The organism is Bacteroides ovatus, from assembly GCF_001314995.1.
Lineage (GTDB): Bacteria > Bacteroidota > Bacteroidia > Bacteroidales > Bacteroidaceae > Bacteroides > Bacteroides ovatus.
Genome location: NZ_CP012938.1, coordinates 1,540,194 through 1,560,026, shown reverse-complemented (window position 1 = coordinate 1,560,026; position 19,833 = coordinate 1,540,194). Strand labels below are relative to the sequence as shown.

Here is a 19,833-nt window from a genome sequence, read left to right as displayed (position 1 = left end):
AGGAAAGGAAGTGAATAAGAGGTTTATAGTCTTTTTGTCATCACGTAAGAGTTGGACTCTCCCTTACATTATTTTTTCGGCGATCTTTGTGATTATACCGTTGTTCTTAATTGTCGTATATGCCTTTACCGATGATAGCGGCCATTTGACACTCGCCAATTTTCAGAAGTTCTTCGAACATCCCGAAGCAATCAATACCTTTGTCTATTCGATTGGTATTGCCATTATTACCACCCTTGTTTGTATTTTATTGGGTTATCCTGCTGCCTGGATATTGAGTAACAGCAAGCTGAACCGTTCCAAGACGATGGTCGTACTGTTTATTTTGCCGATGTGGGTAAATATTCTGGTGCGTACCCTTGCCACTGTTGCCTTATTCGACTTTTTCAGTGTGCCGTTGGGCGAGGGAGCGTTGATATTCGGTATGGTATACAACTTTATCCCTTTCATGATTTATCCTATCTACAATACTTTGCAGAAGATGGATCATAGCTATATCGAGGCGGCGCAAGACTTGGGAGCCAATCCTGTGCAAGTCTTTCTGAAAGCAGTCCTTCCGCTTTCCATGCCGGGGGTGATGAGTGGTATCATGATGGTGTTCATGCCGACTATATCGACATTTGCCATTGCCGAGTTGCTGACGATGAATAACATCAAACTCTTTGGTACGACGATTCAGGAAAATATCAATAACAGTATGTGGAACTATGGAGCGGCACTTTCGCTCATTATGTTGCTATTGATAGCTGCTACTTCCCTGTTCAGCACCGATGATAAGGAAAACTCAAATGAAGGAGGCGGGCTATGGTAAAGAAGATATTTGCACAGACTTATTTGTGGATATTGCTGCTCTTGCTTTATTCTCCGATCGTGATTATTGTGATCTACTCATTTACAGAGGCGAAAGTGTTGGGTAACTGGACGGGATTTTCTACCAAACTTTATTCTTCGTTATTCACTACCGGTGCTCATCATTCTTTGATGAATGCATTGATTAATACGATCACTATCGCTCTACTGGCTGCAACAGCATCTACGTTATTAGGAAGCATCGCTGCTATCGGTATATTCAATCTGAAAGCCCGTTCACGCAAAGCGATCGGATTTGTGAACAGCATTCCTATTCTGAATGGTGATATTATCACCGGTATATCCTTGTTCCTTTTGTTTGTATCTCTGGGGATCACACAAGGCTACACAACCGTAGTGCTTGCTCATATTACTTTTTGTACCCCGTACGTTGTTTTAAGTGTATTGCCCCGTTTGAAGCAGATGAATCCGAATATTTATGAAGCTGCCCTCGATTTAGGAGCTACTCCTATGCAGGCCTTGTGGAAAGTCATAATTCCGGAGATTCGTCCGGGAATGATTAGCGGCTTTATGCTTGCACTGACACTATCCATTGATGATTTTGCCGTAACTGTATTCACTATCGGTAATCAAGGTTTGGAAACGCTTTCTACTTATATCTACGCCGATGCCCGCAAGGGAGGTTTGACCCCGGAACTTCGCCCGCTTTCGGCTATCATTTTTGTCGTGGTACTGGCGTTATTGGTTGTAATCAATTACCGGGCAGGAAAAACGAAGAAAAAAGATTAATAGACTATCAAATGTGCTACTACGTAAATAATATGAAAAGAATAATTCCTGCTATCCTGCTCTTATTGGCTTTGACCGGGTGTTATAATTCCGGTGAACCTCGTGAGCGGGTTCTTAAAATCTACAACTGGGCGGATTACATCGGCGAAGGTGTGCTTGAGGATTTCCAGGCATATTATAAAGAACAGACCGGTGAGAATATCCGTATCGTTTACCAGACATTCGATATCAACGAAATCATGTTGACGAAAATTGAAAAGGGGCATGAAGATTTTGATGTTGTTTGTCCTTCGGAATACATCATCGAGCGTATGCTGAAGAAGCATTTGTTGCTACCTATCGACACGAATTTCGCACATTCTCCCAATTACATGAATAATGTGGCTCCATTTATTCGTAAGCAGATTAATAAATTGAGTCAGCCGGGTGAAAAAGCCAGCCGCTATGCTGTATGTTATATGTGGGGGACGGCAGGTATTCTGTATAACCGGGCTTATGTGCCCGATTCGGTAGCCCTGTCCTGGGATTGCCTTTGGAATAAAAAGTATGCCGGAAAGATCCTGATGAAGGATAGTTATCGTGATGCTTATGGAACAGCCGTGATTTATGCGCATGCAAAGGAACTGAAGGAGGGAACGGTAACAGTGGAAGAGTTGATGAACGACTATTCTCCACGTGCGATGGAGTTGGCTGAAAAATACTTAAAAGCCTTGAAACCGAACATTGCTGGCTGGGAAGCGGACTTTGGCAAGGAAATGATGACGAAAAATAAAGCTTGGCTGAATATGACTTGGAGCGGTGATGCAATCTGGGCGATTGAAGAGGCCAATGCGGTAGGAGTGGATTTGGATTATGAAGTTCCCGAAGAAGGAAGTAATATTTGGTATGATGGTTGGGTGATCCCGAAATATGCCGGGAATCCGGAAGCGGCCAGTTATTTTATCAACTTTATGTGTCGTCCGGATATAGCCTTGCGGAATATGGATTTCTGCGGATATGTAAGTTCCATAGCTACTCCCGAAATACTGGAAGAGAAGATAGACACCACTCTTCATTATTATTCCGATTTAAGTTACTTTTTCGGACCGGGTGCAGACAGCGTGCAGATTGATAAAATACAATATCCGGATCGTAAGGTGGTGGAACGATGTGCCATGATTCGTGATTTTGGCGATAAGACAAAAGAAGTTCTTGATATTTGGTCGCGTATTAAAGGAGATAATTTGGGAGTGGGTATCACTATTCTTATTTTCGTCGTTGTTGCATTGATGAGTGGTTGGATGATTTATAAGAAGTGGCAGCGTTATAATCGTCAGAAACAACAAAGACGTAGAAGCAGAAGGAAAAAGGTCAGGAGGAATTAGTGTTTCTCCGGATTGCAAACAAAAAATAAATTAGGTGGAAAATAAAAGCGGTATCTACGGTAAGAAATAAGAAGCACGGTGAACAGAATGCTGTAACCATTCTATTTTCCGCCTTGACATAAGTTGTTAGCCGCCATATCTTTGCGCCGTAACCTTTAACAAGAATGATTATGGCAAAAGAAAAAGTAAACTATCAGGAGGTATATGACCTCTACCAGTTATGCAGCGAGACCAAAGATCTTCGAGAGTTCTGTGCTGATTATGGTGTAAATTACGACAAGTTCATGAACTGGCAGCGTCACCAGTTGTGGAGTGAGAAGTTAGGCAAGACAGTCCAGGTTGAGCAGCCCAAGGTTGCCAAAGTCCAGATAACCGGGAAACCATGCAATAGTCCAACTGTGAAGTTGGACGTGAAACATCCTGAAGGTGAACCACCAATAAAATGGATCAAGTTACAGCTGGCGTCTGGCGCAACACTGTTCCTGAGAAACACCACCGTTCTTGATTTGAGCCTGTTGCTTAATAAAATGATAGGATGATATGCTTGGACTGAGTGCTAACCTTAACTATTACCTGTTTAACGGTAATGTTGATTTGCGGAAAGGCATTTTCCGTCTGTGTGAGAGTATAAGGGAAGAAATGTCCCTTGACCCGAGCGATGCGTCCAATGTATATATGTTCATGTCCCGGAACCGAAAGGTTGTGAAGATACTTCATTACGAACGCGGTTTTTATGTGCTTTACGAAAAACGTCCTGTTATGGGCAAATTCAAGAAACCTGTATTTGATGAAGTCTCCAGGTGCTACCGGATACAGTGGTCGGACATGGCTTATCTTACGGAAAGCATTGTAGTTGACAAGATGTACGTTAGTCCGAAAGGCTAATATTAACATACTGATTATCAACAGGATAGTATAAAAAATAAACGGTAAAAAGTTTGCGTAAGTGCCTGATTTTTCGTACCTTTATATCATGATTGATGAAAGAGCATACGAGTTACTTTGCTGCCAGCTGGGTCTGGCGAATGAGGAAAAGGCAGGTCTTCGCAAACAGAATAAAGAATTGATTGCGAGGCTTGAGTCTATTGAAGAATCCAACAGGGAGAACTCTAAAAATCTGATAGATACCATCAATGATCTCAAAGATACCATCGAAAAGCAGTCAACCACGGTTGAACATTACAGGAAAGAAATGGAACTTATGAGAAAGCAGCTTGAAGCAAAGGATGAGGTGAACAGGATGCTGGCAAACGAGATCTCCAATCTCAGACTTCAGCTTGAGGACAGCAGGAAACACCGTTTCGGCCGTACTTCCGAGCAAAGAAGGCTGTTGAACAACCGTAATCTCGACAAGTCCGCTCTGGAACAATCCGAGTATGACGGTTCTGACAGGAAGGATGATAATAATAAGACCGATGATAACGAAACCGGCAGCAATACCTCTTCCGGCAACATACCTGCCCAGAACAGCAAACCTTCAAGGAGAAAGGAAACCGCACCACGTGCCGGGAAAACAAAATTGAAAGTTGACAAGGTGGTAGTACATGAAGTGGACGAGTATTACACGCTTCCAGAAGGGGGACGGTTTATGAACCGCAACGGTATGCCTGATGTGTGGGAATACAGGGTCATAGAACATGTAAGGGCTTATAACGTGGAGCATGTTTACAAGGTGGCAAGGGTAAAGCTTGCGGACGGCACTTTCACAAGCACCATGGAACATCCGCTGAAAAACCTTGGAGGTATCTTCTCTCCTGAACTGCTTGCCCGTCTGCTTTGTCTGAAATATGACTTCAGCATGCCTGAGAACAGACAGATAAGACTGCTTGCAAGAGAGGGTATCCACATAAGCAATACCACGCTGAACAGCTATATCCATAACGGAATCGCCAAACTAAGGGAGTTCATGGAAGATGTCTTCAAGGAGTTTGTACAGAGAGCTAATTACCTTATGGTTGATGAGACTACTGAGCTTGTTGGAGTGGAAACAAAGGAAGGTAAGGCTTACAGGAGAAAGTACTTATGGGCTTTCTTTGCCAAGCATATTAAGATGGTCTATTATCACTATAATAACGGCAGCAGGTCGTCCGATGCGGCAAAATCATTCCTGGAATATTTTATGGGAACCATATCCACTGACGGATATACGGTTTACAGGATGTTTGACGGAGACGACTCAAAGGTGCTTCATATAGGATGCTGGACGCATTGTAGAAGGTTGTGGGTTGATGCCCTGCCTTCAGACAGAACAGCGATGGACATAATAGATCCTATCGGTGAGATGTTCAGAAATGAAGACCTGTTCCGTATGATGAAACTCAGCGGTGAGCAGATTAAGGAAAGAAGGCTTAAGCTAACAGGACCGATTCTTGAACGTATCCATCATAAGGTGGTCATTATGATGCAGGATGCGAAGATTATGGCTAACGAACTGATGAGAAAGGCCGTGAACTATACGATAAACCAGTGGAAATCCTTGAGAAATATCCTCAAGGACGGTTCAGCAGAAATCTCGAACAACCTCTGTGAGCAAAGGATGAAACCTGTAAAGCTGCTGCTCAAGAACTGTATGAACGTTGGCAGTGAGGATGCGGCAGAAAACTCTGCATTCACCTTCTCTCTGATAGAAAGCTGTAAGTTGAACGGCATAGACCCTCAGAATTACCTGAAACACTTGTTTGAATGTATTCTTCATGGTAAGGACTGCGACAAGAAGGCTCTTCTGCCATGTTTCTATAAACCGGAATGTTAAAACAAAAATATTTTCTTACGGGCATTTTTATTTTATCGGCTGAAAGACAGCCGATAAAATTGGCGTGGCGGAAAATAGTATGGTTACCAGAATGCTGATGGCAGGATGTTCGCCGTGCTTGGTATTTATCGTCTTTTCATTTCTCGGAGAATGTCCTTGGTGTCCTTATCTACCCGGAATGACTCAATTGTTTTTTGCAGTGCCTTGTTGTAAGTCCAGTTATCCAGTGTGCTATGTTTCAGATACTCCATTGTCTTTTGGGGAAATTTGATAAAACACAATGATATCATCCATGCCATAGCCATGCGTGCATAATATGCATCATGATTGAATGAGTCGGCATATTTCAGTAACGAATCGATATGCGCGTCATCTACATAATGGAAAAGCATCACAATTCCGAAACGTATTTCAAATTCTTTAGAGGATTTCAGATAGGGTTGGATAAATTGCCATACGTTTTCTTTTCCTTTTTTCACAGAAGTTTTCAGTTCACTGCAGAATATGTCGCATACAGCCCAATTATCTATACGGGGAATGAACATCGTTACGTATTTCATTTGTTCTTCAAGTTCCATTTTTGCCAGTCCGATAATCATTCCCTGAAGCATTGTTTCTTCATAATAAATCGTATCGGTTGATTCGACAAATGTACGCCAGTCTTCTTTCTTAATAATTTCTTTGGCCATTGTCCGCAGTTGGGGGATGCGTACGCCGAGAATGTTGTTTGCTCCCGGGAGGAGGGAAGAATGAAATTCCTGATATTTGGAATCTGCTAATGTTTGTAATTCTTTCCGGATATTTTCAGTTGTAGTCATTTTCATATCGTTGGTTATTTCACAAAGGTATAAAAAAAGAGTATGCGCGCTGTGTGCAGGCATACTCTTTTTGGAGGTAATTCCCATCATAATGAAAATACGTTGGGAAAGTTTATCCGATCAGTTACTTTTTGACCATGTCGAAACTGAATGTGGTAACCGAAAAGTTTTCAAGCGGCTCTCCTTCTACTTCCACTTGGGTGGCTTTGATTACAAAGGTGAGTTTTTTATCTTTATATGTATATTGACCCTTTTCTTCCGCTTCTATAGTTACTTTTACAGTAATTTGAGGAGCTTCCTCTCCCTCTGTTTGTACTTGGGTAGGGATCGTGTATTTTATTTCCAAAGGTTCAGGTTTTAATTGAAGTAGAATGGAGCCTTTGCTATCATCATTAAAGGCTGCAGTATAAGGAATGTTGTAATTGATATCACCCAAAGTCTCAATGATAATTTCGCCTATTTCTTCACCGACAATACTTTTAATCAGATCGTCAACCGGAAGTTTTTTTATCATAATCTGATTGTCTTTTACTTCAGCGGTAACTGTGGCTCCTTGCGGCTGTTCTTCTTTGAAGGAATAGTTTTGTGGATTGACGGATGGAGCAGTTTCTGTCAGCATATTACCGGAATAATTACCTTCCACATCTTTAAGTGAATATACGGGAATATCAGAATCGTTATCACTACTACATGCTGTAAAAGTGGCTATCAGGCCTAATGACATTACTAAGAAAGCAAAACGATTAAAACAACAAGCTTTTTTTATTTCAGTTATAATTTTCATACTGTTTTAAATTAGATTATTAATTTCAAAATTAAGGTGTACGTACATAAAGTAAATGCCGGTACTTGTGAAATACTGCATAAGGAAATAAAAATAGAATATTTTTTTATATGAGTATTGCCATGAAGATCCCTGTTCATGGTATCTTCAATTATAAAATATTCTTTTTATTTTATAGCTTTTTCGTAATGGACTTGCTTGGAGTTATCCCGAAATACTCTTTGTATTTATGGCGGAAATTCTTAAGATTTTTCAATCCAATCATTTCAGGAATAACCTGGACAGAGTATTTTCCACTCTCCAATAACTCACGTGCTTTTTCCATACGAATACGATAAATAAAATACTTCGGTGCTTCTCCCGTCAGTGCTTTCCATTTATTAAAGAAAGCAGTTCTGCTCATATACAGTTCAGAGGCAATTTCATCTATCGTCAGATTTTCCTTATCTATATTTTTTAGAATAAATTCTTTTACTTGATTGATGAATGTGTAATTACTATCATCTAAAACTTTCTCTTCTTCCTTTTCCAAGAACTGCTTTCCGAAAACTGTCTGCAAGAATGATCTTCTTAGAGAACGGTTGTTTTTGATAAGTACATTCATTTCTATCTTTAAATCTTCGATGTGGAAAGGCACATATAAAAAGATGTCGGCCAGAGAACTTTCTCTTTTGTTGCGTTGTCCTATATCTATACGTGAACCGTAAAGGATGATAGGAATAACGGATGTTTCTCCTGATGTCTTTAGTCTTGATGACAGTTCATAGCCATACATTCCATGCAGCATAAGGTCGCAAATCACTAAATCAGGATATTTCTCTTTTATACATTCTAAAGCTTCAGAGCCATTCCCGAAACTTTTCACATCAAAATCCTTTGATAAACATTCTTCCAAATAAGACTTGAATTCTTCATTACTGTCAGCGAGAACAACAGTAGGCTTGATTGAACTTTTTTTATGAGCAATCTTACCCAATGAAGTATCAGTCTTTCTTTCTTCCGACTTTTTTGCGGAGTGTATGATATTATATCCGGATACCTTTCTTTCTGAATTTGTTGTAGGAAATCTTAGTGAGACAGTGTGGGTTGAATGATTGATAAGAATATTCCCATCACATAGTTTCATTAATTTTTTGCAGAGTACACTTTTGGCAAATGCATATTTGAACTCTGATTTATGTTTAGGTTTAATCAAGTGATACTTTTGGCGCCTATAACATGTTAGCAATTTGCCCTTGTTGGCATCGAACGTTTTAAGTTCCCAGTGTTCGGAATTAGAAGAAATTGAAAAGATAATCCTTTTATCTTCAGGTTTCGAATGTTCTATTGCGTTTTTTATGAATTTATCAATGATGGGAGAGATTTTACTTTGATCGAACCAAACGCTGGCATAATTAAACTCTGTTTTTATTTCTAACTTAATCCGCTTGTCCGTAGCGAAATTTTTCAATGAATGGACTCTGTTATTAATGAAGTTTCCCAGTTCATATTCGGCAATATCCATCTGTTTGGAGTAGATAAGCAGATGTCGCAGATTCATTAATTTGGTTAGGTGTTCATCAAGACAGTCTATATTACGAATGACTAGTGATAACATTTTCTTTATGTCTTCGGGGCAACTATCATCACAAGCAGCTCTTAGAGGGGTATGAACGAGTGTGATAGGGTTGCGAATGCTTTGAAAAGAATCCATGAAATATTGGTGCTCTTCTTTTAAGATTTTGATTTCCTTATGGAGGGTAAGAAAATGAGATAAGAGCCAATATAATGAAATTCCTCCGGCTGTAAGTAGTAAGAAGAAGTGAGACTGGTGAAAGATATTTGCATCTATAATAGAGACAAATAGTGACGTTATCATTAAGTATTTCATATTTATTTTTTGTTGAAGTCACTTGGACTGTATACCTCTATTCCTTTTTAGTTGAGGGGGGATGAGAAAATGCACAACGAGTGTGATTTAGGGCATTACTAAACTCAAACAGTCTAATCTCAAAATTATTTGTTCTTTGAAGGTCAATATTAAGAAAGCGAGTTCCGTATGCAGATTTAAATCCTTACGTCTTGAATCATTCTTTAAGGAATATCTATTTCCTCCAAGTGACAATAATTAATAGATCATTTTTTCTGAATATATAATACTAAATAGAGATTCTTTGACGGTGGTGGGCGTATCTTGTATTTGATACTGTAATCTTTTGGGGCTATCAGTATCACAATATGCTTTTTCATATGTAATTCCTAAGGTAAAGTAAACATATTTTCTTTATTGAAATATAGTTTGTTTTTGCGGAGTAAAAGTAATGATTTGGTATAATAAATAAATGATGAGTTATTGGCAAATGGTGTATTGTTATTGTTTGGTGTTGTTTTGTAGGTGATAAGTGTTGTGTTTTTGTATTATTTTAATTGATGATATTTGGTGGAAATAGTGAAACCGGAACTTTAACCAAATAGATGGTTAAAATTCCGGTTATATTATTTTACTGATAATAGGCGCATAAGCTCCTGTTAGTAAGGAAAGGATTTGTTTTTCCCCCCCTGTTTAATTGATAATTCTACATCTCGTAATAGTTTTTATCCCCTTTCATATCCTTGTATTTACCATTATGCAAATAGTTGATGTCCGGTTCATATTTATGGCCTCCTTCCACTCTATAAAAGGCTGCTGCCCCTGCATTTATGTTAGCATGATATGGTGTTGCTTCCAGTGCGTCCGACCAGAAAGGGATATTACGCATTATGTAAAGTTTGCCAAGACCTTTGTCATATAACTTTTCTCGTAACGTTTCCGGATACGATTCGTCATTTTCATAATCGAACGTATATTCGTCGGTGCTGAAACCGCCATATTGAGATTTGTCCAGTCCTGCTATTGGTTTTTCAATCGAGCTATCCTCCCATGGATTCATAATTTTGGTATTTACCCATGTCCAGGCATAATCAATATATTCACCTGCTCTGATACCCGCAGCCTCGGAGGCTAGTGAACCGGCCGGATCACCCGTTATGGTAACTGTAATCAGTTTGGTCTTGCCTAAAGATTCCCGTAGTGCTTTGATGAGCTTCGGATACGAGGTCGCATTGGCAGCCGGATGTCCGTTTATACCATATTCGGCACCTTCGTCCATGAGATTAATGCCATCTACACGGTAGTTGGCGAGCTTCTTGACTTCCGCTACAAAGGCTGTAATCTGCTCATCTGTCAGGTTGCAGAATCCCAAGCCGGTCCCTTCTGCTTTAAGGGTGACGCAACGCTTTATACCATAGCTGGAGAGTGACGACATATTGCTTAACTGCTTTTTGAAATTGGCTGATTGGTTCAGAGTCACTTTTCCATTCGCATATCCCAGTGTTGCGGCATTCACATTAATGATGTCATATAAATAGGCATACCACGACGTTTCCCATAACTCATAATGTCCGGGACCGAATGTTTCATTATCATATAATACCATGATAAATTCTTTGGCAATGGAGGCGTTGACTTTTTCGCCATCAATAAACCCTACCATCTTGTACTTTTTCATATCAGCCTTCATCGGGCTCAACCACGGATAAGTAGAGCGTTTATAATAAATCTTGTAATAGATTTCATTACTATCCCGTGACGGACGAATTCCGCTTTCTTCCGGTAGTTCTACGGTAATAGGGAGCAAAGAATAATCATGCAATGTGCCTAGCGGATTCAGGCGTACCATGATAGTATCCGACATTGTATCTCCTGCCTTAATAGTCATTGCACCATCGTTACTGATGCCCTCAATGCTGATAGTAGACATTTTCCGGTATTCCGTACCGTGTTCTTCATTGTATTTGTCTACTAAGTCGAGGTCGATTTTCATTGTGATTCGGGTGTCCTGTGCCACCGGCTTCACCGTTTGGTAGAAGAATGCAAAATCGGGAGTCTTGGTATTGGTCATGGTGATTTCCAGGTCACTGGTTGTCATATCACATTTTAGCATGCCAAAGTTATTGTCTAAAGCCGTCTCGTTAGGTAATTTACCTACGGGAGTGGCAATGGAATTATCTTCGCAGCCTCCTAGCATGCCGGTTACTAATGTAATGGCAGCCATGCAGAGAACATTTTTGAAGTTTATATTTCTTTTCATGTCCATGGTTATCTTTAAAGTGAATGATTACTTGTTGATTTGTGGAATTTCGATTCCCGTCGGCCACACAAGAGGTTCGGCAGATACTGCATCGAATCCGTGTTTCGAATGGTCCTTGACAATGTTTCCCTCACCTTCATTAAATTTCCAGTAAGCAAGCAGGCTTTCTTCGTTTTCAGGATCTTCCACTTTATACATATTCGTCCAGATTTCCTCTTTCGTACGGCAAGTGTTCCAGATACGTATCTCTGCGATGTTACCGTTGAGTTGCCGTAGCTCATCTTCATAAGAGCGTCCTATCTGGAATTCGCAATCCGGCGTTCCACAGATATCCACAGTAGCTCCTTTTCCATAAGAGATATCCTGACTTTGCAGTTGTCCGTTCACATAATAGGCAATAAAATGTTCCTTGGCGTTGTACACCAGCGCTATATGATACCATGTCATTGCATTCAGTGACTTAGCCCTGTCGGCGGCGGGGAATTTGACTCCGTCCGGTCCCTGCATCTGCAACTGTTGGCGTGGGAAACTTGTATCACCTATACGCATTAAGAAATGCTGTTCTACTCCCATGATCGTACTGATATCCGATGCACCGGCCGTATTGCTTGGTCCGCTGTATGTAAAGTCCTCTACATATACCAGTGCTTCCATGGTAATCTGACCTAATTCTTTCAGACAGGCATTTTTCTCTTCGTCGAGGAAAGTAGGCACTTCCAGATAATTGTCTTTCAGGTTGGCGGCTACCGTGATAGCGCTTGAACGGCGCACCAGATAGAACAATGTTTTCGAACCGTTCAATAGATGAACGCCACCCGACGTTTCAGAGATGGTGAGCGGAACCAGATAAGTTTTATCAATCTCCAGATCTAACAGGTTATTAAAATAGATCGTATCAATCAATGATTCACTCTTTTCGGCTTTGATAATCAGTTCGCTGTTCGACAGGCTATAATATTTACTATCCAGCATTCCATAATCAGTCCCGTGCCGGGCATTGAATTCGTTTATCAGTTCGGGATCCGCTTTCAGCTTCACTACGATGTCTTTTCCTGCCGGGTAAGTCAACTTGGCGCTGAAGGCACGTTTCTGTTCATTCAGCGTATTTCGGAAAGTCACTCTTTCTGAATTGCTGTTACTGGCTTCCTTGATATAGACCATGTTGTCGAATGGTGCTTTATTGCTGTAATCCGTATTGTCACAGGCAATCATCAGTCCGCAGATGATTGCAGCCAGAGAGATGATTATTTTATATCGTTTCATAGTTCCTCCTTTCATTAATTAATCGGTGATGGGTTCAGTTTTTGGATAGCATCACGTATACGGCGGTAGTTAGTCACCCCATCGGTGGCGAGATAATCTTCATTGGCATTGTAGATAGAAACTCCTGCCAGCGGACCATTGTTACCCAGTCCTGTGATGAAATGATTGATGATGTAGGCCATCCCTTCCGAGGTTTGTATAACATCCAAATCTTCCCGGCTGATGATACCGGTTTTACCGTCATCGGTCGGAGGAGTGGCTGTCGTTATCACTTTCTCTTTGGGCATTTTCCCATAGAAACCTACAGGTTGGCTCATATTCAGTTTTATTTCGAGTGAGCTTTCAAGCAACACAATTTGCCCATCCACGAAATAGTCTACCAAATCGATGAACGGCTCTTCGTATCTTCCGCTATAATCCACTGTAAATGTGACGATGCCATCAAAGAAAACCAACTTTCCATTATTAGCTTTCGGACCGCCGATAGCGGCAAGTTTTTCCCGGATAGCCGTCGTTACCTCATTGAAGAAATCGACATGCATCATACTTCCGGCACGACCAAACTGCACATAATAACCGTCAAATTCATCACTCTCCCCGTTTTTCAATGCCGCATTCATTTTCGTTTTGAATTCTTCCAGGTTTTCTGTTTCTTCGCATTGGTCGTAGAATTCGGATAAATTCTTGTAATAGAGAAATTTGGTGCCAGTCCGTTTGAGTTTGGATATGTCTTCCTTATCATAAACGGACAGATTATCAGCGTTGGTCAGCACCACAAAATCTACGCTATCGGGCAAGGAACGCAAGAAATCCTGTTCGCCCAATGTCGTACCCGGATTGTTGGCAAAACGTATTAACATTAACGTATGCTTCCGGTTTTTGTATTCTTTCAGACTTTGCTCGTATTTTTCATGCAAGCTGGGGTCTTGTTCGTCGGGAAATATAGGGTTGTAATCAACCGGTGTCGGTTCTGTCCAGTCGCTACAGGCAACGAACATCAGTGAGCAGGCTACGGTCAATATGACACTTATGAATGAATTCAGTTTCATTGTATCTTGGGTTTAAGTTCCACATTATTTTACATTCGGATTGCAGTCCCACCATAAGCGGGTAGCGCCGTTATCTTCTCCATTGAGCTTTCGCAGGGCACCGAGCATATTTTCCGCATTCAGCTGATATTCTTCAGCAGGATAGGAGAGACGTCGTATTCCCAGTGTCAGGTTAGTGATTCCCACTCCCTTGTTGTCCATTATCGGAAGGAATTTAGGATACCCTGTGCGGCGATGTTCGCACCAGGCTTCAATGCCCAGAGGAAACATGGCAATCCATTTTTGAGTAATGATACGTTCCAGGTTTTCTTCGAAACGGGTATTCTCCTTGTCCTCGTTCCAGGCAATGGTGATGCTGCTCGGAGATTGGGCGCTGTATGTACCTCTCGGGTCTTTGTAAGCCCCCGGCACCAATGCTTTATTCTGGGAGTATCCGCTTGCTCCGCTTGCGCCCCATTGCTCAAAGGAAAGGGTGATCGCCTTCTCATATAGCTGTTGGGCATCTCCGCTCATTGCCCATCCCCGCAGGGCACCTTCGGCGCGAAGGAACGTGACCTCGGCGGCAGTCATCCACATATACGTATCATTGGCAGTCATCAAACGGTTGGAATAGGTTTGTATCAACTCGTCGTCCGTCACTTTGGAAGGAAGAATACCAATGCGTAGCCCATAGTAATCGGTATCATCCTGATACTTTCCCTGGGTGAAGTATTTTTCCAAACGCGGATCGTTATATCCCTGCATATAGGAAACGATTTCCGCAGCTATCCGGTAATCCTTCCAATCATTGAAACAGAGAGCCGAACGATTCTCCTCCACATGCAGTTGCGCGTTGTCCTCATTGTTCTCTATCACACCTGCGGCTACGGCTTTCTCGGCTATTTCCCTGGCCAGTTCCGGTTTCACATAAACGATACGCATGGCCATGCGAAGCTGTAACGAGTGAAGGTATTTATACCATTTCCGCACATCTCCATAATAAAGATTATCCAGTTTCTTAAATCCTTCCGCACTTAGACCTAGATTCTCCTTCAGAGCTTCATCTGCTTCTTCCAATTCCTTGAACATAGCCACATAAACCTCCTCTTGAGAGTCATAAGGAGCACTAAGGCCGTCACCTTCCGTTTTATCTCCCAATACTTTGGTATAGGGAATCGGCCCGAACATATCCGTAGACCGGTGCATGATAGCGACTCGCAGAATCTTGGCGAATGCCAGTGCGACGGGGTCATTGGTACGGTTGATAATATCCCGGTAGGAAGGATACATTTCCGAGATAGGATCGGAGAACGAAGCCTTCAGCCAGTCCGACTTGGGATTATAAGTCGAGTATTTTTCAGTCCAACCCACACGAGTCTCTCCAAAATAACGCCCGTAGGCTCCTCCGCACATCGCTTCCACAAATTGATAAAGATGCTCTTGTGTGGGAACCACCAATGCTTCCATGCTCTTTAGAGACGAGCCGATGATATGGTTTTCGCGCATCAGTTCATCCTGCGTTGTCTCGTAAGGATTACGATTGATATCCATATCGATACAACTTCCCGTCCATAGCATCAGCGTTAGCAGGTATGCCAGTCGGAGGGTTGCTTTTCTGTATTCTTTCATTTGAGTATTCATAGTTTTAGAAGTTAATCTTTACATTAAAACCAAAATTGCGTGTACTGGGCATCATGAAGTAGTCGATTCCCTGATAGAAATTGCTTGTTGTGGCAATCGCTTCCGGGTCGAAAGGTGCTTTGCAATAAATCATCCACAGGTTACGTCCCACTACAGAGACGTTGATGTCGCAGATATTACCCAACCATTTGCGGGGGATGGTGTATCCGATGTGCGCTTCCTGCAAACGCAGATTTGTGGCACTATACGTATAATATTGCGGCAGCCCGCTTGAGGTAGCTACAATCTCGTAATACTGCTGTGCGTTCACCCAGCTACGTCCGTTGACGAGTACTCCGCCACGGTCACGGGCGGCAGCAGATGCTTCGGATACGCCATATTGGTCGAGAGCAGCCTGTGTGGCTGAATAAACAATACCTCCCAGGCGGGCACTTAATTGGAATCCCGCATAAATACCTTTGTAAGAAAAGCTGTTGTTCCATGCCAGGTTTGCTTTAGGAAATACGCTGCCTAATTTGATGTCAGGTAGATTATCCGTTTTGGCGACATCCCCATTTTTGTCTATCTGGATATATCCTTTATCGTCACGTATGAAGTCGGCATTCGTGTACAGGTCTCCCAGTGTGCCTCCTTCTTTCAGGATAAATTTGGTATATCCCAGTCCTTTTAGTTCAAGGCGGTCTTTGTTGACGATTTCTCCGGTTTCGGGATGCACATAGTCCTTAACCAACTCCACAATTTTGTTTTTATTCCAGGAGAAAGTGAAATTACTGTTCCATCCGAAGTCGCGCCATGTATGTCCGTAAGAGAGTAGCCCCTCGACACCGAGATTGCGTACATAACCGGTTTGCACATAAAGAGTCGAATAGCCGGAAGACACGGTGATTTTCGGGTCGAATGTCTGGTTATAGGTATTGGCATAGTAGAATGAACCACTGACTTTGAAATCCTTGAAGAAAGTTCCGTCCACACCTATTTCCCAGGAGTCGGTACGTTCCGGTTTCAGTTTGCCGATAGGATAATGGGTTTTGGCGTTCCAGTCCTGTTTGGTAGGGTCATAGCTGTAAGTCGGTTGTACCAGAAAACGCGGGTAGGGGGTACCCACAGAACTGAATGACCCGCGTACTTTCAGGTAATCAATCGCTTTGGGTAATGTCACCATTTCGCTGATTACTGCCGAAAGACCTACCGATGGATAGAAGAAAGAAGTAGGATTCGAGCCTTTCAACTGGGAAGCCCAGTCGTTACGTCCGGTCAACGTCAGGTACAGCATGCTTTTCCATCCTATTTCCGCACTGGCAAAAATAGACTGCGTCATTTCTTCCCAACCCTCCTGTGTTGTCCGTTTCTTGGCATTATCCAAATCAAATACATTGAATACGTTGGGTACTCCCGTGTCGCGAATCGGACCACCGTAACCCAGTAAATCACTGGAGTTGTCGCTCAATGAAGTACCGGCATTGACTACTACCGTGAAGTCGTCAATGCGTTTATTGATATTCACCATGAAGTCGGCATACGTCTGTGTTTCGTTCACCTTTTGGATGGTGTAATGTCCCTGGGTACTACCTTCGGTCAGTGTAGAGATCGTACTTGCGTATAGCTTTTGCTGATAAGTATTGTCGGTGTTATCCACGCGGATACGTGCCGATACATTCAGCCAGTCCAAAATGTCGTATGTCAGTCCGGCATTCAGCATATAACGCTTTTTCTCATTCGTGCGGACGTTCCGGTAAGCAATTCAGTAAGGATTCTGCATACGCAAATCCCCTTCACCTTGCGGCCAGTAAGCCACATTGATTTTACGTGCTTCGTCATAACGTTCGAAGGCTTTTACTAGAGAAAAGTTATCGCCCCGTGGAAACAGGTAAGCCGAAACCAATGGATTGGAATAAACTCCCTGATTGGTCATGTTGCGGTCATTTTGTATGATATAACTGGCTCCTACATCCAATTTCATCTTGTCATTCAGGAAATGAGTCGTATTGCGAAATGTGAAATTATATCGGTTGTACCTATTGTTCGGAATCATCCCTTCTGAATTGACTGCTGCGGCAGAAAAGAACGTTTGGTTCTTGTCCGTACCTGTCGAGAGGGTGATGGAGTTGCTGTAAGCCGCTCCCGTATCAAAGAAGTCGGTGGGTTCATATCCTGTTTGGTTGGCCGGATTCAGTTTAGGCCCCCAACTTAATATGGGAGAACCTTCCGCATCGCCCCGTGTACCGGTTCCATACCGATTCTGAAACTTGGGCAATACAAATGGGTTCATAAATTCCATGCTGCTTGAGAAAGTAGCCGACAGTTTTCCTATCTGTCCCCGCTTGGTAGTCACTACAATAGCGCCGTTGGCAGCGTTGCTGCCATACATTGCGGCTGCTGCCGCACCTGTCAGGAAAGAGATGCTTTCAATATCGTCGGGATTAATATCCGCAATGGCTTCCGTAGCACCTTTGGAGTCAAATTCAGTACCGCCTCCACCGCCGAAGTTATACATCGGAATACCGTCAATGACGTATAGCGCATTACTGCTCTGCTCGATAGACTTTGTACCACGCATCACCACTTTACTGGCACCTCCCACACCGGAAGAAGAAGCATTAATGACAACGCCGGCAGCCTTTCCGCTCAAACTGTTGATAAAGTTGGCGTCTTTTATTTCCGGCATCTTGTCTGCTCCGATTTGCTGGACGTTGTAGCTCAATGCTTTTTGCTCGCGTTTGATGCCGAGAGCAGTTACTACAACTTCCGATAGCTGTTGCGTATCGGCTGTCAGTTGAATGCGGTAATTATTCTGGTTGGTGACTTTAATGCTTCCTGAAGTATAACCGATATAAGTAAATGTCAGTGTATTTCCGGTGGAAGCTTTGATCAGGAAGTTCCCGTCGATGTCTGTGATAGATCCGGCGGCAGTGCCTTCCACTTTGATGTTCACTCCGATCAAGGGATCGTTGTTTTCATCAACTACCTTACCGGTGATCTTTTTGGTCGGGTTGCTTTCTTTCTTTTGTTCCGGAATAATCATGATATATTTCTCTTTCAGTTGATAGGTGAAACCTGTACCTTTGAGAATTTGAGCGAGCGCATTTTCCAACGAAGCCGCCTCTATATTGAGGGTGATGGCCGGTTTGTTTTTCAGTTGGGAATCGTTGTAGCCTACGGACATGCCGGATTGTCTTTCAACTTCTTTTAGTGCTTCAATCACAGATATACTATTCTTTTTAATAGTGACTTTAGCGCCATTTTGTGCAAGGGAAACTGTTGTGGCGAGCATCAAACAGAAAAAAAGCATAAAACTTCTTCCCTTTGTCTTCTTGTCTACTATAAATTTATAAATTTGTAGCATTTTCTTAGTATTAGGTTATTGACTAAATTATTTCGAGGTAATTTGTAGAGTAAACTCTAATATTGGGAATTCAGATTTCATATCCGGGACGGAGTGAGGCCTCTGTTCCGGGTATTTTTTTGCATGGCATATAAGGTTAAAAAGTTATATTCTTGTTAGATAGCACTTGTCTTCTACTATTCTATAGTCCATTTGTCCGACCACGTTCACGATGATTTCCATCACTTCTTCGAGTGGTGCGTTGTCCTTGAAACGAAAACTGAACCTGTCGTTTTTGAGGTTCTTGATACTATATACAAAGGCATAAGGATATTTTCGCTCCAATACGTTGATGATGTCCGTCAGCGTCATCTTTTGCAGAACCAGTTCTCCGCGTTGCCAGGCTGTCACATCGTCCATATCCGGATTGGAGAGATCATATTTCTTATTGTTTCTGTTATAGGCAAACTGTTCGTTGGGATGGAGAATGACACTTGTTGTCAGATTGTTATAATCTACACGGATACTGCCTGAAATGAGGGTCGTTGCTATTTCCTGGCTTTCAGGGTAGGCAGATACATTAAATTCCGTACCTAACGCAGTAATCTGTAAATCATTGGATTTCACGATAAACGGACGTTTCTTGTCCGGCTTAACCTTGAAGTTGGCTTCGCCTAACAGGAATACACTACGACTATCTCCGGTAAACTCCTGCGGATATAAAAGTGTACTTTTCGAGTTGAGTTGCACTTTTGTTCCGTCGGGCAGCGTCAAACTTCTCATTTCTGCTATCGGAATATATTGCTGTAACAAGTCGGTTTCCGCTTTTGTGCCTACAGTCGATAGATAGACCGAAGAGGCAAGCAGGAGGAATAAGATAGCAGCTGCGGATTGCCATATATGTATTGGGCGAATTCTTCTCTCTTTGGGTACGGTTGGAATACCTTGCTGTTTTTTCAGGCGTTCGTAAGACTTCTGCATTCCTTTCACGTTTTTTTGCCGTTGCGCTTTGTTCCATAGCTCTCTCAAAGCATCTTCTTTCTGGGATGCATGATCCTCATCTACCAGCCATTGATAGAATTCATTTTGGGTAGCTTCCGGATAGTTATTGCCGGTAAATAATATCAGTATTTTCTGAAAAAAGTTCCTCATT

Annotated in this window: 14 protein-coding genes and 1 pseudogene; 6 read left to right on the top strand and 9 right to left on the bottom strand. The window is 42.2% G+C overall.

Going from position 1 to position 19,833, the window contains the following annotated elements; translation table 11 throughout:
- Positions 1-10 precede the first annotated feature (10 nt).
- The 6 genes from Bovatus_RS06360 (at position 11) to tnpC (ending at position 5,715) form a co-directional block, all read left to right on the top strand.
- Positions 11-811, top strand: a complete 801-nt coding sequence (locus Bovatus_RS06360) for an ABC transporter permease (protein ID WP_004308090.1) — start codon at positions 11-13, stop codon at positions 809-811.
- Entirely contained in the window at positions 805-1,599 is a 795-nt protein-coding gene (locus tag Bovatus_RS06355) for an ABC transporter permease (RefSeq protein ID WP_004297655.1), read from the top strand. Before Bovatus_RS06360 ends, Bovatus_RS06355 begins: the two co-directional genes overlap by 7 nt.
- A 32-nt stretch (positions 1,600-1,631) precedes the next feature.
- Positions 1,632-2,963, top strand: coding sequence for an ABC transporter substrate-binding protein (locus tag Bovatus_RS06350; RefSeq protein ID WP_004297656.1), 1,332 nt, complete (start codon positions 1,632-1,634; stop codon positions 2,961-2,963).
- Positions 2,964-3,133: 170 nt separating this feature from the next.
- Complete coding sequence (locus tag Bovatus_RS06345; protein ID WP_170834904.1) at positions 3,134-3,502, top strand: hypothetical protein; 369 nt, start codon at positions 3,134-3,136, stop codon at positions 3,500-3,502.
- A gap of 1 nt (position 3,503) precedes the next feature.
- Positions 3,504-3,848, top strand: a complete 345-nt coding sequence (tnpB, locus tag Bovatus_RS06340; protein WP_004297053.1) for an IS66 family insertion sequence element accessory protein TnpB — start codon at positions 3,504-3,506, stop codon at positions 3,846-3,848.
- Between the two features lie 88 nt (positions 3,849-3,936).
- Positions 3,937-5,715, top strand: a complete 1,779-nt coding sequence (gene tnpC / locus Bovatus_RS06335; RefSeq protein WP_004300191.1) for an IS66 family transposase — start codon at positions 3,937-3,939, stop codon at positions 5,713-5,715.
- A gap of 125 nt (positions 5,716-5,840) precedes the next feature.
- Here the strand turns inward: tnpC and Bovatus_RS06330 are convergent, their stop codons facing one another.
- The 9 genes and pseudogenes from Bovatus_RS06330 to Bovatus_RS06290 form a co-directional block, all read right to left on the bottom strand.
- Complete coding sequence (locus Bovatus_RS06330) at positions 5,841-6,533, bottom strand: DNA alkylation repair protein (protein ID WP_022199559.1); 693 nt, start codon at positions 6,531-6,533, stop codon at positions 5,841-5,843.
- Positions 6,534-6,657: 124 nt separating this feature from the next.
- Positions 6,658-7,317 carry a DUF4840 domain-containing protein gene (locus tag Bovatus_RS06325; RefSeq protein ID WP_004300189.1) on the bottom strand — a complete coding sequence of 220 codons (660 nt, stop codon included), beginning with the start codon at positions 7,315-7,317 and terminating at the stop codon, positions 6,658-6,660.
- Positions 7,318-7,489: 172 nt separating this feature from the next.
- Positions 7,490-9,187: a hybrid sensor histidine kinase/response regulator transcription factor gene (locus Bovatus_RS06320; protein ID WP_004300188.1), complete on the bottom strand. Its 1,698-nt coding sequence runs from the start codon at positions 9,185-9,187 to the stop codon at positions 7,490-7,492.
- A 685-nt stretch (positions 9,188-9,872) separates the two neighbouring features.
- Positions 9,873-11,426: a BT_3987 domain-containing protein gene (locus Bovatus_RS06315; RefSeq protein WP_004317799.1), complete on the bottom strand. Its 1,554-nt coding sequence runs from the start codon at positions 11,424-11,426 to the stop codon at positions 9,873-9,875.
- Between the two features lie 27 nt (positions 11,427-11,453).
- A complete protein-coding gene (locus Bovatus_RS06310; RefSeq protein ID WP_032846868.1) occupies positions 11,454-12,689 on the bottom strand; it encodes a DUF1735 and LamG domain-containing protein in 1,236 nt (411 codons plus the stop codon).
- A 14-nt stretch (positions 12,690-12,703) separates the two neighbouring features.
- Complete coding sequence (locus Bovatus_RS06305) at positions 12,704-13,738, bottom strand: glycoside hydrolase family 18 (RefSeq protein ID WP_032846860.1); 1,035 nt, start codon at positions 13,736-13,738, stop codon at positions 12,704-12,706.
- A gap of 24 nt (positions 13,739-13,762) precedes the next feature.
- Entirely contained in the window at positions 13,763-15,358 is a 1,596-nt protein-coding gene (locus Bovatus_RS06300; RefSeq protein WP_004300183.1) for a RagB/SusD family nutrient uptake outer membrane protein, read from the bottom strand.
- A 4-nt stretch (positions 15,359-15,362) separates the two neighbouring features.
- Positions 15,363-18,701 (bottom strand): annotated as a pseudogene (locus tag Bovatus_RS06295) (TonB-dependent receptor).
- A 144-nt stretch (positions 18,702-18,845) separates the two neighbouring features.
- Positions 18,846-19,832, bottom strand: a complete 987-nt coding sequence (locus Bovatus_RS06290; protein WP_004300180.1) for a FecR family protein — start codon at positions 19,830-19,832, stop codon at positions 18,846-18,848.
- Position 19,833: the final 1 nt, after the last annotated feature.